This is a genomic window from Proteus sp. GOKU, from assembly GCF_015475555.1.
Taxonomy (GTDB): Bacteria; Pseudomonadota; Gammaproteobacteria; order Enterobacterales; family Enterobacteriaceae; genus Proteus; species Proteus mirabilis_B.
The window spans coordinates 1,164,889-1,183,184 of sequence record NZ_CP034105.1 but is presented as its reverse complement, the minus strand read 5'-3'; the positions used below and the strand labels follow the sequence as shown (position 1 = coordinate 1,183,184).

The following is an 18,296-nucleotide window of genomic DNA, read 5'->3' as shown; positions in this document are numbered from 1 at the left end:
TTTGCTTAGCAGACAATTCTTAAACTTTTTAAATGCCACAAAAAATGCCTTTATTATCATTTATTCATTTTTAGCACTTTTTCCTGATATACCTCTTTATATAAAGCCAAATTGAATATTAATAAAGTTCAATTAGCTTTTTTAGCGTTTACCTCTATAAATTTGACAAATGGTACGCGTTGATTTTATTTTCGCCAGTGATAATCAAATTGTTCGTTACGCCGTTTCATGGTAAAAAAAACTGTTTATCCATACATAGCTTAAGGAACTGGCGTGATAAAAAAAATCTTAGACATTTTCCCTCTTTTTGGGAAAAAAGACGTCGCAATTACCGAAAAACATCTCCAAGAATCACTGGTATTGCTTGCAGTATTTGATGAGAGCTTACCTAAACGTACATTAAATTATGTACTTACAGGTGAAAATCCGGAGATCCTTTTCGAATTAAACAAGCTGGATGCTTCAAAAGCGGCGGTTTATTTTGATAAACCAGGTACTCTAGAGTGGTGGTATGCACACAATAATGTGAATACTGGCCAATATAGCAAAGTGATCACTCAAGGGCTGAACGCACGACACAAACTCTATTCTAAAGTCGGCGATGGCTTTTCATCAGAACAAGTAGCGCGTTTCGGTAAAGTCCTTGCGGCTGCTTGCCAAGATGTCAATATTAAAGTTATTACAAAAGAAGTACCAACTTGGGTGCTTTATCTTTTAATTGATGTGTTTTACAACACTTATGAAAATGCGCGTAATCTCAATTTAGAGCATCGCAAACATTGGAATATGGAATTTATCGCTAATATGGTCGAAAAAGAGGCCAATATTGCGGGTGAAAATGCCTTATTCGCGGTGTTTGATAGAAAAGATGTTTCTGAATACTATGCATCTAATCTGAAGCGTATTTATGAATTAAGTGATTTAAAAGATTACCTACTTTCACATCAAGAGTTTGTTAGAACAGAATTAATTGAAAAACTGTCAGCAAATGGCTTAGTTGAGTTAATTAATTATCTTAATAAAAACACTGTGTTACGTGATAATTTTGCTGACATTATCGTGTTACTTGCCACCAGCAGCTTAAAAACTGTTAAAAAAGCCGCAGAGCCAATTTTAGTTACTTTACCGCCTGAAATTGTTAAAGAAAATCTTACTCATGTTTTAATGAATGGTACGCCAAAACAACGTACTCAAGCAGCCGATTTATTTGCACGCCAAGGTGAAAATCGTGAGGTACTTGAAGAAGCGTTAAAACATGAAACTTCAAAAGCGGTCATGAAAAGTATTGAAAGCGCCCTACTACGTTTTAATGTTGCAGATGATGCCAATACCGTAGAGGCTATTGAGGCTCCTGATTTCACACCATTAGAAGACACTCCATTACCTGATAGCGTTCGCGATATGATGGTCAATAACTTCAATGAGATATTGGTCAAAGCCAAAGAAAATGCTGAACGTGAAATTGAAGAAAATAAAACGGCTAAACACACTTATAATTGGGCACAGCGCCATTTAAAAGATTTGAATAAGATTGATGAAAAACAGTGTCGCGCATTAGTTGATAAACTCAATAGTGGACAAGGTTCGATCCAATCAAATGAAATTCAAATCATTAAACATAAAAATCGTGTTTTAAACTTGCCTGAATATACGCTATTCCACGCTGTGCGTGTGATAGTTAATAATCGCCAACATGCCGATCACTTCTCTTCTCACTATTTTAATGGCGAAATTCCTGAACGCTTATTTAGTGATATTGAATTACGTCACCTTGAAGATGTATTGCAACGTTGCAACTTTAAAAATGCAGCCCGCCTGACTGCTGCATTATGTTTAGAATCTTATGAAGATGGTTTAAAACGCTTCCGTAGACCGGAGCAAGTTTGGCCTTTCTTCTCTCAACATACCGATTATATCGCTGAAGCCCTGAATTTAATGCCAAGTCAAAGTGAGCGTCGCTATCGCCAGTTTGAGATTTCACAAGGTATTAAAGTATTAGGTCGTTTCCCTACCATTCCAGCACAATTCGTGCCTCGAATTATGGAACTGGCATTAGGTGAAAATAAAATGCACCGTGTTTCAGCGCAGAATTTACTTGAGACACTGCCAAATATTCATACAAGTGCTCAAGAAGGTTTATCTTCTGCAAAACAAGAAATTCGCGTTACCGCTATTGAGTGGTTGGCACGTTTAAAAAATCCAGAATCATTACCTGCACTGAATGCCTTATTGAAAAAAGAGAAGCGCGAAGTTGTACGTGCCTCTTTATTAACGGCGTTAGAGCAACTGGGTGAAGATATCTCAAGTTATTTATCACCAAAAACCTTATTAGCTGAAGCTGAAAAAGGCCTTAAAGCCAAAGCTCCAGCAAGCCTTGCTTGGTTTAACTTTGATGCTATTCCTGCATTGACATGGGAAAACAAGAAAGCGGTTGACCCGGCGATTATTCGTTGGTGGATTATTCTGGCAGTGAAATTAAAAATGCCAGGAGGAAACGCGTTATTACAACGTTATATCGGTCTGCTCTCTACTGATAGCCAGCATAAACTTTCAAGCTTTATTCTGCATACCTTTGTTGCTCAGGATATTAAAGGTCCATCACTTGAAGAAGCAATGGTCGAAGCACAACGTGAAGCTCCGGGGCGTTTAAGCAACTATCAAAACTGGGCGAAGCGTTATCCTGAATATTACGCTAAATATGAAAACTACACGTTAGAGCAAGTGGTTGAAGAAATTAAAAACGAGGTGTTACGTCGTTATTTAGGCTCTGCAATCAGCGATAAAGGCATGTTAGCGCTTATCTGCGGTATTGAAGGTCATGTTGCAGTATCTGTATTACGTAACTATATGCGTGATCACTATCAGCGTCGTGCTCAAATTGAAGCCATGATTGATGCAGTAGCATCAAGCAATGATCCAATTATTATTCAGCTTCTTCTTTCATTATCACGCCGTTATCGCACGGCATCTGTTCAAGAAAAAGCCCGTAATTTAGTCACGCAAATTGCTGAACGTAATGGTTGGAGCTCAGATGAATTAGCAGACAGAACTATTCCGACTGCTGGCTTTGATGATACGGGTACATTAGTACTGGAATATGGTGAGCGTATCTTTACTGCGAAGATGGATGCAAAACAAAAACTGGTCTTGTTTAATCCGGAAGGTAAAGAAGTTAAAGCCTTACCTGCTGCGCGTAAAAATGACGATGCTGAGCTTATCAAAGAAGCGAAAAAGCTCTTCACTTCGAGCAAAAAAGAACTTAAACAAGTTATTGAGCTGCAAAGTGTACGTTTATATGAAGCCATGTGTGCTCAACGTCAGTGGTTAAGCGCGGATTGGCAAGAATATATCTTAGCTCATCCAATCATGCATAAACTGATTGAACAATTGGTTTGGCAAGAAGTGAAAGATGGCAAGGTTATCAATACATTCCGCCCTTCTGATGACGGTGCATTGCTCAATCTTGAAGATGATGAAGTGACTTTACAAAACGATTCGTTGATCCAACTTGCTCACGCAGCATTGGTTAATGAAGATGAGCGTAAGGCATGGATTGCTCACTTTAAAGATTACAAAGTGAAATTCTTGTTCTCTCAAATGGAGCATAAAATCCCAGAATTAGATCTGAAACAAACAGAAGTGGAAGATAGAAAAGGCTGGATCACAGACACCTTCACTCTACGTGGTATTTTAACCAAAATGGGTTATCAACGAGGCCCAGCAGAAGATGGTGGCTCGTTCTCTCACTATTACAAATTCTTCTCTAGTTTAAACTACTACGTGAATATCGGTTTCAGTGGTAGTTATGTTCCAGAAGAAAACATTCCAGCTGTCTTATTTGATTTAAGTTTTGAGAAAAATCAGCAAGATTACTGGGATCGCAATAATGTTGAGCTAAAAGATGTACCACCTATTCTATTAGCAGAAAGCTATGCGGATTATCTAAAAGTCGCTGAAGCTTGTGCAGGATTTGATCCTGAATGGGAAAAGAAAACACCTTGGTAAAAGATAGGGATAATTAGGAAAGAATATGGCTAAAAAAGCACCCGCAGATCAACAAGCAATTAGGGAAAGTGCTGAGGTTCGATTTGCTCAAGAGTTAGAGCGTTTAACAAAAGCTGATGCTAATAATCCTAAACCACAAGGATGGCTTCGCTCACCCCGTGCTGTACGCCAATTTATTTTAGGTGATGATGCATTAGGCATCACACCTAAGTTTTTCGGCGATGATGCATTGGTTGATCGTGCAATTGTCACATTATTGGGTAAACAAGGTTTAATGTTGGTCGGTGAACCGGGTACGGCAAAATCAATGCTCTCAGAGCTTTTTGCTGCTGCCATCAGTGGTGATTCAGGTTTAACCATCCAAGGAACAGCGGGTACAACAGAAGATCATATTAAGTATTCTTGGAACTATGCATTGCTATTAGCAGAAGGCCCAACAGAACGCGCTTTAGTGGGTTCGCCGCTTTATCAAGGTATGTTACAAGGTAAAATTGTTCGCTTTGAAGAGATAACCCGTTGCCCTCCTGAAATTCAGGATGTGCTGGTTTCCTTAATGTCAGAGAAACAATTAATGATCCCTGAAATGGGTGATGGTGCGCGTATTAGTGCAAGACCGGGATTTAACCTTATCGGTACAGCAAACTTACGTGATCGCGGTGTTCATGAAATGTCGGCCGCATTAAAGCGCCGTTTTAACTTTGAAACCGTGAAACCTATTCGTGATCCCGCATTTGAAATCAGCCTGATCCAATCACAGCTTGAGAACGAATTAGGCTCTTTAGCCAATGAAGTCACTGTACCGGCGGATGTTGTGGAATTACTGGTCACAACATTCCAAGAGTTGCGCTCAGGTAATACGAAAGATGGTGGCAATATCAAAACACCTGATGCGGTTATGTCGACCGCAGAAGCCGTGAACATTGCTTACGCTTGTGCCTTAGAAGCACATTATTTAGGTGATGGAGTGATGAATGCAGGCGCAATTGCTCGCCAATTAATCGGTGTTGTATTAAAAGACAATGCTGATGATATCAAACGTATTCGTTATTACATGGACAACGTAGCTAGAGAGAGAGCAAGAAACAGTAAAGAGTGGAAAGCTTTCTTTGATGCATCAAAAGAGTTCTGGCAATAAAACGCTAAGACTTGTGGCTACACATTAAAATACGTTATTTATCTATTAAAGGCAGAGTTAACTTACTCTGCCTTTTCACCCAGAAAAGGGATCGACACGGTGACGCTACCTTCAATACCTTTACCAGAAAGAATTGACCAAGCACGACTGAAATGGACGTCGTTACAGCAACAACATCTCTATTTTGCCCCTGTACGCCACCATAGCCCGGCTTGTGCTTATGCGGTTTTATCATTAATTGATTCTGTAAAACCTGATTATATTTTAATTGAAGGCCCAGATACCTTTAATTCACTTATTCCTAGCCTAACAGATAAAGATACCCTGCCTCCCGTTGCGATTATGGGGCAAGCTGAGTATTTGCATAATGATGGAAACCAAGAAGAGCGTGAGAAATCACTGCACTCTGCCTATTTTCCATTTTGTGAATATTCGCCTGAATGGCAAGCTTTGCGGGGTGGTTTGCGCATCAATGCCAAAACACGTTTTATTGATTTACCTTGGGCTGCACAAGTTAATAACGAAGAGTATAGCGACTCGCAAAGTCGAAGCTTACAAAAAGAACGTTATTTAGCACATAGCCAGTTTATCGCGCAATTAGCTAAAAAATGTCACTGTCGTGATCATGATGATGTTTGGGAGCATCTTTTTGAATTACGTAGTATTGAGGCCTTAGCTGATTGGCAAACACTTTTTAATGACACCTTTATTTGGTGCGCACTTGCACGTCTTGATTATGAACCAGAAGTGCTTGAATCTGAGGGCTCTTCACAGCGTGAAGCACATATGCTCGCTCATATTCAAACCATCAAACAGCAAGAGCCTAATGCTAAAATTTTAATCGTCACAGGGGGATTCCATACCCTTGCATTAATTGAAGGTCTAGCTAACTCACAATCTCAATTTTTCGCCATTTCTAGCACAGAACAAAAGCAATTCACTAAAATGCAAAAAATGGGCGAAAATGAGCAAGCTTGGCTTATTCGCTACAGTTTTGACAGACTAGATGCACTTAATGGTTATGCTTCAGGTATGCCTTCTCCTGCATTTTATCAACAAGCTTGGCTAAGTTTGATGCAACAACATCATGATAAATTAGAAAATAATGATGTTGCCAAACAGCCAACCCAAGTTTATCGCAATAAAATGGGGATTGCTTTTCTAAGCTCTGTGGCTCAGGCGATTAGAGAAAAACAATTTGATAATCCACCGAGTTATTTAGCTGTAAAACTCGCAGCCGAACAGAGTTTACGCCTCGCTTTATTAAGAGATCACGCAGGTACAGGTCGCTATGATTTGCTTGATGGTTTACAAAGTGCCTTTATTAAGGGCAGTTTAGATGATAGTCAAAGCGAATTGTGGGCTGAAATCAAAACCTGCTTCTCAGGCTATCTCTTAGGTAAAATTCCATTAGGTACGGCAACACCTCCTTTAGTTAATGAGACTTATGAGCGAGCTAGAGCGTTTCGTTTCAAACTTGATGATACTTTAGCAAAAACAACTAAATGTGATGTTTATCGTAACCCACAACATCGCTTAAGAAGCCGTTTTCTACATTTATTGGCTTTCTTAGAGATCCATTTTGCACACCGTGTAAATGGTCCTGATTTTCTTTCTGGTCATCAATTAGATCTGTTATTTGAAGAGTGGCAATACGCTTGGACACCCAATGTAGAAGGCGAGCTGATTTCATTATCAGAGAAAGGCTCTCAACTCGAAGCTATCGCCTTAAATAAGCTGTTATCAATGGAGAAACAGCTTGAAGAACAAGGGCAAAGTCGTTCAAGTCAGAGTGCTGTTACATTATTAATCCAAGCCGCATTAATTGGGCTCCACCAGCGCATTCCATCACTCTTTAAACTGTTAGATAGCTATATTCAGCAAGATTTTCGTCTTGAGTCACTGACTCAGTGTGGACATAAACTGATCCATTTATGGCGAGGTCGCCAATATCTTGATATTACTGATGAGCTTTCACTTGAAAATCGCCTACATCAAGTTATTCCGCAAGCTTTCTTTTGTTTAGAGCAATTGGCTCAAGGTGATGAACAACAACAAGAAAGCAATTTACAAGCTCTACTCTCTTTACGTGAATTGATTGAATTTATGCCATCGCTCAATAATCAGCATGATTATAAAAGTGATTTCTATCAGCAACTCAATCGCCTTGATGGTCAATTAGATACAGTGCCTTTATTAAAAGGTGCAGTAGATGCCTTACGTTATTTAGGTTCATATATTGATGAAAATACGTTGGTCACCGCGCTAAATACGACCTTCAGTACAGGCAGTTCTCCTGAACATGCCATTGGTTATTTCGTTGGTATGATGCGAACAGCACCAGAGTTAGTTATTCGCCTTCCGTTATTGGTCGATCACTTAAATACCTTGCTACAGCAATGGGATGAAGAGCGATTTATTCAGATCTTGCCTGATCTGCGTTTTGCCTTTAGCCAACTTAATCCCAAACAAAATGCAGAGCTGGCGCAATATATTGCCAACGATATTGGTTTAGATACCCAAGCGTTATCTTTATGGCAGTCAGAATTTAGTGCTAAACAGATGCTTGAAGCCACTAAACTCAATCAAAAATTACAACAGCGAATAATGGAACAAGGCATGATTTCTTGGTTTGACGCTAAGAAAATAGAGAAAGGAGATACGACTCATGAGTCAGCATAATGACGATATGCCTGAAGATAAAATAAAACAAGCAAAACGTTGGCGTCTGATTTTAGGTCAATATGCTGATGATGCCCTTGGGCAAGCGACTTTTAATGCTGATGATTTAAAAGTGGAGCGTACACTCGACTTTCTCTACCGCCGAGAATATCAGCGCCGAGGTCTTCGCCAAGAGCGAGGACGTCATGGATCACTCGATGCATCGCAACTTACTGCGGTAAACTGGCTAAATCAAGCGCGTAAGCTATTTCCTAATAGCACCTTTGAACGTATGCAATCACAGGCTATTGAACGTTATCAAATCAGTAGTTTTCTTAAAGATCCCAATACGTTAAAAGCGATGGAGCCAACAAAAGCGTTAGCGAAAACATTATTAAGTTTACGTGGACGCATGAGTGAAGAAACGCGAGATGCAGTTAAAACGATTATTCGTAAAGTGGTCGATGATATTTTGCGTCAAATTCGCAATAACTTTCGCCAATCATTAACAGGTCGCCGTAATCGTTTTAGACGCTCTTTAGTGCCTAATAGCCGTAATTTTGATTGGCGTGCCACCATCGCTGCAAACTTAAAACATTACGATACTCAAAATCGCCGTTTAGTGATTGAAACTCCTTACTTTAACTCACGGATGCAACAACATTTTCCGTGGGATGTCATTCTTTGCGTTGACCAAAGTGCGTCAATGTCTAGCTCAATTATGTATGCGGCTGTTTGTGCCAGTATTTTAGCCTCTTTACCTGCTGTTAATGTCTCTTTAGTAGTTTTTGATACCCAAGTTGTCGATTTATCGCATTTAGCAGACGATCCCGTTGAAGTCTTAATGACCGTACAATTGGGTGGCGGTACTGATATTGCAGGTGCAATGCAATACTGTGAAAGTTTGGTCAAAAACCCTAAACGCACAGTTATTTCACTTATCAGTGACTTTGAAGAAGGTGGCTCATTAAACCGTTTATTAGATTGCACGCAACGTCTTAATAGCCAACAAGTTAAATTATTGGGTCTTGCAGCACTTGATGATGAGGCTCAACCTGCTTATGACTCTGCTATTGCACAAAAACTTGCAGATAGAGGCATGCAAGTTGCAGCGTTAACACCTGAACATTTCGCACAATGGTTGGCAGAGGTAATGCAATGAGTTGGCAAACTGTTTACTTTCATTACGATGAAGATGCGCTCACTGTATTTGCTAATGCAGGATTATTAAGACGCGCAAGAAAAGATGTTGATAACGAAAAAGTTTCTCTCACTGATGCCAATACTGGGCAATTTAGCAGTGATGGACAAAATGTTGTTTTACACGAAGCGGGTATCCAACAAGCCAGTTGCGATTGCTCTGCATCTGGTTGTTGCAAACATATTTTAGCCGCTGTTTTATGGCTACAAGCTAACAATAGCGCTGATAATTCAAATGACGATAATAGTGGAGAAACATCATCAGAGGCTATTATTGAGCCTGTTGAAATCTCTCCACTGTTACCTACGCTATTTACACTTGATCCGGAAGCATTAATCAAAAAGGCAGGAAAACCAGCCTGTCGTGTGGCGATTAAATTAGTTGAGCAGTGGGAAACAATAACATTGAATTTAGAAGACACAGGGACACAGTTAAAAATTCAACTCCCTGATGTTGATGAGCCCGTTATTTTCTTACAAGGTAGTGGTTACGATGGCATGTTATCGCCATTTTCTGACTCACAGAAAAAAGCATTCCACCTTGCTATTGTGGCTAAAATATTTGAACAACATGCTCAACCATGGAGTTGGCCTGAAGATTTAATCATTGTGCAATCTTCAAAGCGCCCTCTCAATGAAGAAGAAACAGCGTTAATTACGACGGTTGAACAATTTATTTATGATTTATTGCGCCAAGGGCTATCACATATCAGCTTGAGCAGTGCCACACAATTACACTTATTGAATATGTCCGCTCGAGCAGAAGGTTTACCTCGTTTGGCATCTTATTTACGAACATTGAGCACTCAAGTCAAACTGTTGGCAGAAAGACATTTCACTATGGATGAAAGTAATGTCTTGCGCTTGTTAGCTCATATTTCAGCCTATCTATTTCAATTATCCAGTGCGACGCCAGAACAGCTAAAAGTGTTACGAGGACAACTTCGCCGTCAATATGACGATAAAAAAGCGAGCCTCTCTCTGATCCCTGTTGGCGCAAATTGGTGGACAGCGCAAAGTGGTGCATTAGGCGCAACCTTTACCTTTTGGGATAAAGAAGAGAAACAGCTATTACAAGCGACTCAAGCACGCCCTAATCAACTTGATACTCTGTTTAATCGTTATAGTGTTTGGAATAGTTTATCGTTATGGAAACAAACATCCGATAAATTAATGCGTCGTCCTTTTTTATTACAAGAGCCTCGTATTTCTGATGAAGGAAAACTGGCAACTATTGGCGAAAGCTTCGCACAAAGCCAAACTGATTTTCTTGATATTACCGATTATCACAATCTACAAACTGAATTAGGGATCAACAATTGGCAAGAGTTACCAGACTATTTTGCTAATCAGCCTGAAGGGTTTCTTTCCCCTCTCGTCTTACATATCAAAAGCTATAAACCATTAATTTGGTATGAAATAGAGCAATGCGTTATCTGGGATGTTTCAGATAATCATGATAATTCAGCCTTCTTACGTCTTTATTGGGAAGGAACAATGCAAAATAATCTGGAAGAATTACGTTATCTCACTAAGCGAGAATTAGAGATAGTTGCAGTCACCGTGCAGCCTGTTCGACGTGATTTAAATATGGATTTATTGCCAACGACTATTTGGCTCAAAACCGAAAAAGGCATTGAAATGTTTTATCTCGATTTTGACCAATTTCCACGTAAGAAAAAACAATCAGGATTTATTAGTCGTATTCAAGAATATATGGCTAAACGTAAGCAACAAACGGCAATGCATCACAGTGAACCGACATTAGCACAAAAGTTCTGTCGCCCTATTTTGTCTGTATTAGAAGCCCAAGCATGTACCGGACGGGAATTGCTTTCTGAAATGCAAAAAGAGCAGTTAGAAACAAGTAAACATACTGCTGACGATTTGGGAATGACATTAATTGCCAACCAATTAGCTCGTTATCTGGCATTAACTACGCGTGACTCTCAGGCTTTATTACAGTTAATTTGGCTATGTGATAATCTGCAACAATTACAAAGTCCATTACCCATTCAGCTTAATGAGTAATAAATATCTCCCGATATAGCTGAGGATGTATATATACAAAAAAGCTATCTCTCTTTAATTAGAGAGATAGCTGATAAAATAAGAATAAGTAGGCTTATGCTGGATTATCAATATCAACAAACGTCACATCGAAGTGATGTGTTTGAGCAAGCCATTCACCTAATGCTTTAATACCATAACGCTCTGTCGCATGGTGTCCCGCTGCAAAAAAATGAACGCCCATTTCTCTTGCGATATGAATAGTCTGTTCCGATACTTCACCCGTTACAAAAGCATCCACACCCTGCTCTGCTGCATCTTGAATAAAGCCCTGCCCGCCCCCCGTGCACCAAGCAATATTACGAATAGTTTCAGGGGCATTATCACCACAATGTAATACCTTGCGTTGTAACGCTTTTTCTAAACGTTCTTTTAATTCAAGAGGCGTTAAAGGCAAATCAAATACACCTTTAGGCACTAAAGGTAATATTTCACCTTCAACTTTAACGCCCATTTTTAACGCTAATTGAGCATTGTTTCCTAAGATTGGGTGGGCATCTAACGGCAGGTGATAACCAAAAAGATTAATGTCATTACAAAGCAATGTCTTTAAGCGATTACGCTTCATTGAACGAATAACAACAGGCTCATTTTTCCAAAAGTAACCGTGGTGTACTAAAATTGCATCAGCGTTTAATCGTACAGCTTCATCAAGTAATGCTTGGCTTGCAGTCACACCCGTTACTATTTTTTGAATATGAGGGCGTCCTTCGACTTGAAGTCCATTAGGCGCATAATCTTGAAAGTTCTCAATGCTTAACTTCTCATTAATCACTAATTCCAGATCAGTATTCTTCATTTCATTTATTTCCCTGTTATCACGAATGCCACTATTTATATAACAATAAGATAAATAGCAATAGGTTAATGGCTTTCGTTTAAATGACTCATTACTGTTTATTGTAACGTAAAAATTGAAGATTATTTGAGGATAAGAAAAAACAAAAAGATAGCACAGGAAAAGTGCTTAAAGCGGGATAAAAATAACGCCTACTTTTGCAGGCGTTATTTTTATATTCTGTTATTTGTGACTATTGAGTGCCACTTCTGATTTTGCCAGCCAAACTGGTTTATCACTTGTTTTAGACCATACACGGTGTATATAGCTATAAAATTGTGCGCGTTTAGGATGGAAAATCATAACAGGAAATGCCACAACACCTAGCGCAACAGCACCAGTACGACGGGCCAAAACATGTTTTTTTGTATATTCGTTATAAGCTGGCATAGTGCTCTCCTGTATAGAGATTAATTTGATGACTGAAATTTTACCTCATTTGATGAAATTTTACTACTGATCAGACCACTCAATTCGTGCGAAAAATCACCTTTATTTTGCTTGATATGTAATTAAATTTCAGAATGGAAACAAAAACGAAACATAAGTAACATAATTATTAACAAAATTAGATCGGTATTTTTACTTAATGAAAGTTGTAGTAAATAATTTTGAGGATAAATTATCAAAAAAGAAAAAAATCAAATAAGAGAAGAGAGGTAGGATATTCAAGAATGCGGGTTTTAGTATTAATAATATAGATCTATTGCTAAATAATACACAACTGAATAATACATTTAGCAGTGAGTAATGAAATACTTATTCAGGGAAATCAAGAAAATCCACATCCATCGAATGATGGATAAGGCGAGCGATAAATAAGGTATCATTTTTTGGTAGATAATAAATTGAGTGTTTTTTAAACTCAAATCGTCTCATACCGTCACACACCCAATTACACTCTCGCCCAATCCAAGGTGCTCGAGCAAGTAGCTCAAATGTCTGTTTTAACTCATTATGATATTTTTTTGCCTGAGTTACACCAAATTGCTGAATGGTATAACGTGCAATTTGATAAATATCTTCTTCTGCTAATTTAGAGAGTTTATACATTTAAGTCCTTTTCAGCTCTTGCAAAAATATCATCCATGTTGTTTTCACTTTCTGGTGAATTCACACCATCTAGTACCATTTTACGAACTATTTGGATCCGTTCTTCTCTGATTTCCATCATACGTAAAGCATCTCTGATTACCTCGGAGGTATTTCCATAACGTCCTGAATTAATCATTTCACCAACAAAACCATTAAAATGTTCACCCAAAGTTACGCTAGTTACTCGTGCCATAAATCCTTCCCACATTGTATTACTTAGTAATACAACAGTAGCAATAAATTTATTAATTTGCCAGCTAATACCATAAAAAAACACCCCAATATTGAAAACCAATTTTGGGGTGTCATCAGTAAATAGAGAATTTTATGGCTTAAAATACCCTGAACTTATTTCTTAACTGCTTTACCTTTACCACGCAGGGTTTCGGTTAATCCTTTCAGGAAGTATCTTACAAGCTGATCGCCACAGTTACGGTAGTTTTTATGTCCTGGTTTACGAAATACAGCACTTAATTCAGGCTTAGAAACACGGAAGTCCGCAAGCTCATAAATCTTTAGAATATCCACATCTTTTAATTCAAAAGCGACACGCAGTTTTTTTAAGATAATGTTATTTGTAATACGCTTTTCAACTTCAGGTGCTGGGAAGTTTTCATCTTTTCCGCGACGATAAAAAATTAGACCATTTAAAAAATGCCCCATTGCATTATCGTCACACTCGACAAATTCAGGTTCATCGTCTTTTTTCAGCCAGCTATTTACTAACTCTTTTGTAACTGTGTAATCAGCCAGTTTCATGATTTCAACAACATGTGCATCACTTAGATCCAGCATGTAACGTACACTTCGTAAAACAAAATTATTTTGCATTGTATTGATTATCCACTCTATTTTTAATTCTAAATCAACCTCAATGATGGATATCAATGCTGTGATCTAAAAATATTCAATAATTAAAAAAATACACTCTACCTTTGGGTAGAGTGTATTCTATATAAATAGTTTATTGCACTAACTTATTTGTTAGCAAAAACATTATTTACTATTTCAATCGCTTCTTTTTCAATTAATTCACGATGCTCAGGGCCTCGGAAGCTTTCACAGTAAATCTTATATGCTTCTTCAGTGCCAGAAGGACGAGCCGCAAACCAACCGTAATCGGTCATCACTTTTAAGCCACCAATAGATGCGCCATTACCTGATGCATGTGTTAAACGTGCAGTAATCGGGTCTCCGGCTAATGTGCTTGCGGTTACCATTTCTGGTGATAAGCGAGACAACAGCGCTTTTTGTTCATGAGTTGCTGATGCTTGAATACGGTTATAGCTTGGTGAACCAAAGCGTTGTGCCAATTCGTTATAATGCTCTTGCGGATCTTTACCTGTGACGGCTTTCATTTCAGCAGCTAACAGACATAAAATGATGCCATCTTTATCGGTTGACCATGGTTTGCCATTAAAGCGTAAGAAAGATGCACCTGCACTCTCTTCACCACCAAAGCCAAATTCACCACTAAATAAGCCTTGAACAAACCATTTAAAACCAACTGGCACTTCAACAAGTTCACGACCTAAGTCAGCGACAACACGGTCAATCATTGCACTTGAAACCAGTGTTTTACCCACTTTTACATCTTTAGCCCATTGTGGACGATGACGGAAAAGATAGTTAATTGCAGCCGCTAAATAGTGGTTTGGATTCATTAAACCAGACGGTGTCACAATACCATGACGGTCATAATCAGGATCGTTGGCAAAGGCTAAGTCAAATTTATCACGCAGTTGTAATAAACCTTCCATTGCCCATGGTGACGAACAGTCCATACGAATAACGCCATCATGATCAAGCGTCATAAAACGGAATGTCTGATCAACTTGATCGTTAACTAATTCAAGATCAAGGCCATAATACTCACCAATACGTTTCCAGTACTCGATACCGGAACCACCTAATGGATCAACACCTAATTTTAAGCCTGCTTTCTTAATAGCTTCCATATCAACAACGTCACCTAACGCTTTGACATAAGGCATAATTAAGTCTTGAGCTTCAATATAACCGCTTGCTAATGCTTCATCATAAGAAAGACGTTTGATGCCCGCTAAATTGCTTTCAAGCAGTTCATTGGCACGTTTCTCAATAACTGAAGTTAAATCTGTATCCGCAGGTCCACCATTTGATGGATTATATTTAATACCGCCATCTTCAGGTGGATTATGAGATGGTGTTATCACGATACCATCAGCAATATCTTGATGTGCTTCGTTGTATGTCAAAATAGAAAAAGAAACTGCCGGTGTTGGTGTATAGCCATTATTTTCTTGAATAATCACCTTAACTTTATTGGCAGCAAGTACTTCTAAAACAGAAATAAATGCAGGCTCTGACAGTCCATGAGTATCTTTACCCACGTAGCATGGCCCTGTTACTCCATTTTTAGCACGTACTTCAGCAATAGCTTGTGCAATTGCCAAAATATGCGCTTCATTAAAGCTATGGCGATTTGCACTTCCGCGATGACCAGATGTACCAAATTTCACACGATGAGCGTTATTGCTAGCTTGTGGTTTAAGTGAATAATATTGAGACGTTAATTGCGCCACATTAATCAGATCACTTTGACGAGTATGCTGCCCTGCTCTTGGATGAATTGCCACAAATCTTCTCCTATTTGACATCACAATCACGCTTTAAACAAAAGCCTTTGCAATGCATCAATTAACAATAGTGGTTAGATAGTTCCACACACCTTATCAATCTCATTTGCAGGAAATTGCATATCCTGCATGATGCTTTGTACCATCGTTCTCTTACGCTCTGTGTTCGAGTTAGTAATAACCCAAAACGGCGTGCCTGAAATATGGCGCGGTTTTGTATGACGTCCACTATCGAGTAATGTTTGTTCATCACCAGCAAAATAGATACGTGTTCGTCCATGTACTGTTTCAGCAGATTGAGTAAAAGTAGCGCTATCTAGGCTATATAACGTAGAAAGGATCTGTAAAAAACGATCAACTGATTTTGTTTTTTCTGCATAACTGTCAGATAACAGCAGTTCTCGCATTTCACGGATCGGATTTTTTGCTGGTGTAATAGCTGGTGTTATAGGTGTAGGTTCAGCTTCCTGTTTAATAACAGGCGCTTGTACTGACTCAGTGACAACGACTGGTTGTACGGGCTGTTTGGCATCGAGCTTCAGTAGACGCCTTAAAATATCTGAAGCGCTTTCACCGATATGTCTAGTTTCGCTAGCAATATAGCGGTAAAGTTCGTCATCAATTTCTATCTTTTTCATTGCTACCCAGTACTATTTTCAAAAAAAAGTAATTAGGATTATAAGATATAATCTTTAAAAACAAAATAGGTAAAATTTCAATAACTTAAAGAGGATCTATTCAAGATCCTACCGTTTTAAAGGCTAAGCTCGGTATTTATCCTATTGTTTATCTCGGTATCATCTTCTATTCTTTGAACTTATTCGCACAAAGCCAGCTTTAAATTCCACTATATCACACCACTCCAGCCCCCAAATAATATAAAATTCTAATTATTTATTTTTGAGCAATGTCAAGATTTCAACTTTTTAAATAAGTTTGGAATATATACCTAGACAATAGTGCTTTTATAGTTTTTTATAAATTTCTCTTATCAATTATTTCTGAACTTCATCACTCTTTCATATTATTACGATAAGTTGGCTTAGCACCTCGTGCATGTCATCATAGAAGAAAATCGCAATTATTTTGGTCATTAATATGAAACTCAATACATTATTAAATTATCAATTACACCAACCTGAAACGACACCTGCATCCAGTTTACCTATCGTCTTGATCCACGGCCTTTTTGGTGATCTGAATAATTTAGGTGTTTTAGGTCGCGCACTTCGCCAAGATAATACCGTGATACAAATTGATGTGCGTAATCATGGGCATTCTCCTCATAGTGAAAGTATGAATTATCAAGATATGGCGCAAGATGTGCTTACATTGCTTGATAGTTTAAATATCCCAAAAGCCATTATTATTGGTCACTCAATGGGAGGCAAAATTGCGATGGCGATGACAGCATTAGCCCCTGAGCGTATCGCAAATATTGTTGTGATTGATATGTCACCTGTTGCCTATAATGTTCGCCGTCATGACAAAATCTTTGCTGCACTTGAAGCTGTAACTAAAGCCCAAGTCACGCGCCGTCAAGATGCGGTGGAAATCATGCGTCCTTTTATTAAAGAAGACGGTGTGATCCAATTTTTACTTAAATCATTCAAAAATGGTGAGTGGCTATTTAATTTACCTGCAATACAAAATGCCTATTCAGACATTATTGGCTGGCAAGAAGTACCAGCTTGGCATCAACCTGTATTATTTATTCGGGGAGGTTTATCACCTTATATTTTGGATGAGTATCGTGAAAACATAGCTCGTCAATTCCCTCTCGCAACCGCCTTTGTTGTTGCAAACACGGGGCATTGGGTGCATTCAGAAAAACCAGATACCGTCATTAAGGCAATTCGTCGCTTTTTAGAGAAAGCTTAGTGAATAAATTTAACTGCTTAAAATAACGCCACTGAAAAAATGATAACTTAATAGAATGTATAATTATTGTACTTAAAAACAGTATCTGTTGATAAAAAGACCAAATCACAATAGGTTAAAGTCAGGAAGCAGTGGCGAGACATCACTATGTGGGGTATTATTGGGCGTTTCGCAATTTAGTCATTGGTATACGCCCTTTCACAGCAAAATTTATGGCAAAAGAACAAACTGATCGCACCACACTGGATTTGTTCGCAGATGAACGCAGACCTGGGCGACCTAAAACAAACCCGCTTTCTCGGGATGAACAGCTTAGAATTAATAAACGCAATCAATTAAGACGTGACAGAGTTAATGGCTTACGTCGAGTTGAGTTAAAATTAAATGAAGATGCTGTGAATGCTCTCAATGAGTTGGCGACAGAAAGAAACGTCAGTCGTAGTGAGCTTATTGAAGAAATATTACTAGAGCAATTGGCGCAAAATCACGCCTTAAAAATGCATCAAAACAAAAATAGCTAGCAGATAAACCACACAAATTCGACAGAATTAGCCTGCTATTTTCGTCAAAATACGTTTTTAGTTTTCTATTATGAAAACACAATGCTTATCTTTCACTAGTAATTGTTCAAACACAGACAAATATACTCTAAATATTTTGAAGTGTAGCTAGGTGACAAGTGAATGAGTCACTGGAAACATACAAGAAAGTATGTAACTTGTGAAAATATACGTAGTCAATAACGCTACAATTTGAAATATAACGAATTTAGAATAAAAGAGGTTATCTCACT

The 18,296-nt window shown here is 38.4% G+C and carries 14 protein-coding genes; 7 read left to right on the top strand and 7 right to left on the bottom strand.

Translation table 11 applies throughout. The features are described 5' to 3' along the window. Nucleotides 1-273 precede the first annotated feature (273 nt). The 5 genes from EHE21_RS05435 to EHE21_RS05415 all read left to right on the top strand — a co-directional run bounded on the left by EHE21_RS05435 (nt 274) and on the right by EHE21_RS05415 (nt 11,032). On the top strand, nt 274-4,005 hold the full coding sequence (locus tag EHE21_RS05435) for a DUF4132 domain-containing protein (protein ID WP_194952057.1): 3,732 nt from the start codon (nt 274-276) through the stop codon (nt 4,003-4,005). 25 nt (nt 4,006-4,030) lie between these two features. Then, nucleotides 4,031-5,140, top strand: coding sequence for an ATP-binding protein (locus EHE21_RS05430; protein WP_088493422.1), 1,110 nt, complete (start codon nt 4,031-4,033; stop codon nt 5,138-5,140). Nucleotides 5,141-5,239: 99 nt separating this feature from the next. Further along, the gene (locus tag EHE21_RS05425; RefSeq protein WP_194952056.1) at nt 5,240-7,822 is read left to right on the top strand and encodes a DUF5682 family protein; all 2,583 of its coding nucleotides are present in this window, start codon (nt 5,240-5,242) and stop codon (nt 7,820-7,822) included. Further along, nucleotides 7,809-8,963: a VWA domain-containing protein gene (locus EHE21_RS05420; protein WP_194952055.1), complete on the top strand. Its 1,155-nt coding sequence runs from the start codon at nt 7,809-7,811 to the stop codon at nt 8,961-8,963. The genes EHE21_RS05425 and EHE21_RS05420 overlap by 14 nt, the downstream gene beginning before the upstream one ends. Then, a complete protein-coding gene (locus EHE21_RS05415) occupies nt 8,960-11,032 on the top strand; it encodes an SWIM zinc finger family protein (protein WP_194952054.1) in 2,073 nt (690 codons plus the stop codon). The genes EHE21_RS05420 and EHE21_RS05415 overlap by 4 nt, the downstream gene beginning before the upstream one ends. A gap of 94 nt (nt 11,033-11,126) precedes the next feature. Here the strand turns inward: EHE21_RS05415 and EHE21_RS05410 are convergent, their stop codons facing one another. The 7 genes from EHE21_RS05410 to seqA all read right to left on the bottom strand — a co-directional run bounded on the left by EHE21_RS05410 (nt 11,127) and on the right by seqA (nt 16,260). Then, nucleotides 11,127-11,870 carry a type 2 GTP cyclohydrolase I gene (locus tag EHE21_RS05410; protein ID WP_194952053.1) on the bottom strand — a complete coding sequence of 248 codons (744 nt, stop codon included), beginning with the start codon at nt 11,868-11,870 and terminating at the stop codon, nt 11,127-11,129. Nucleotides 11,871-12,092: 222 nt separating this feature from the next. Next, a complete protein-coding gene (locus EHE21_RS05405) occupies nt 12,093-12,299 on the bottom strand; it encodes a YbfA family protein (protein WP_036912074.1) in 207 nt (68 codons plus the stop codon). Between the two features lie 369 nt (nt 12,300-12,668). Next, a complete protein-coding gene (locus tag EHE21_RS05400; RefSeq protein WP_194952052.1) occupies nt 12,669-12,962 on the bottom strand; it encodes a type II toxin-antitoxin system RelE/ParE family toxin in 294 nt (97 codons plus the stop codon). Beyond that, nucleotides 12,955-13,197, bottom strand: a complete 243-nt coding sequence (locus tag EHE21_RS05395) for a type II toxin-antitoxin system ParD family antitoxin (RefSeq protein WP_194952051.1) — start codon at nt 13,195-13,197, stop codon at nt 12,955-12,957. The genes EHE21_RS05400 and EHE21_RS05395 overlap by 8 nt, the downstream gene beginning before the upstream one ends. Before the next feature lie 155 nt (nt 13,198-13,352). After that, complete coding sequence (locus EHE21_RS05390) at nt 13,353-13,835, bottom strand: DUF1456 family protein (RefSeq protein WP_036938475.1); 483 nt, start codon at nt 13,833-13,835, stop codon at nt 13,353-13,355. A 146-nt stretch (nt 13,836-13,981) separates the two neighbouring features. Further along, nucleotides 13,982-15,622 (bottom strand): phosphoglucomutase (alpha-D-glucose-1,6-bisphosphate-dependent), encoded by a 1,641-nt coding sequence (pgm, locus tag EHE21_RS05385; protein WP_194952050.1) that lies wholly within the window; start codon nt 15,620-15,622, stop codon nt 13,982-13,984. Nucleotides 15,623-15,696: 74 nt separating this feature from the next. Continuing rightward, a complete protein-coding gene (gene seqA, locus EHE21_RS05380; protein WP_194952049.1) occupies nt 15,697-16,260 on the bottom strand; it encodes a replication initiation negative regulator SeqA in 564 nt (187 codons plus the stop codon). A gap of 460 nt (nt 16,261-16,720) precedes the next feature. Here seqA and ybfF point away from each other — a divergent pair, with 460 nt between their 5' ends. After that, on the top strand, nt 16,721-17,503 hold the full coding sequence (gene ybfF / locus EHE21_RS05375; RefSeq protein ID WP_194952048.1) for an esterase: 783 nt from the start codon (nt 16,721-16,723) through the stop codon (nt 17,501-17,503). A gap of 212 nt (nt 17,504-17,715) precedes the next feature. After that, nucleotides 17,716-18,024, top strand: coding sequence for a LexA regulated protein (gene ybfE, locus EHE21_RS05370; protein ID WP_036912278.1), 309 nt, complete (start codon nt 17,716-17,718; stop codon nt 18,022-18,024). Nucleotides 18,025-18,296: the final 272 nt, after the last annotated feature.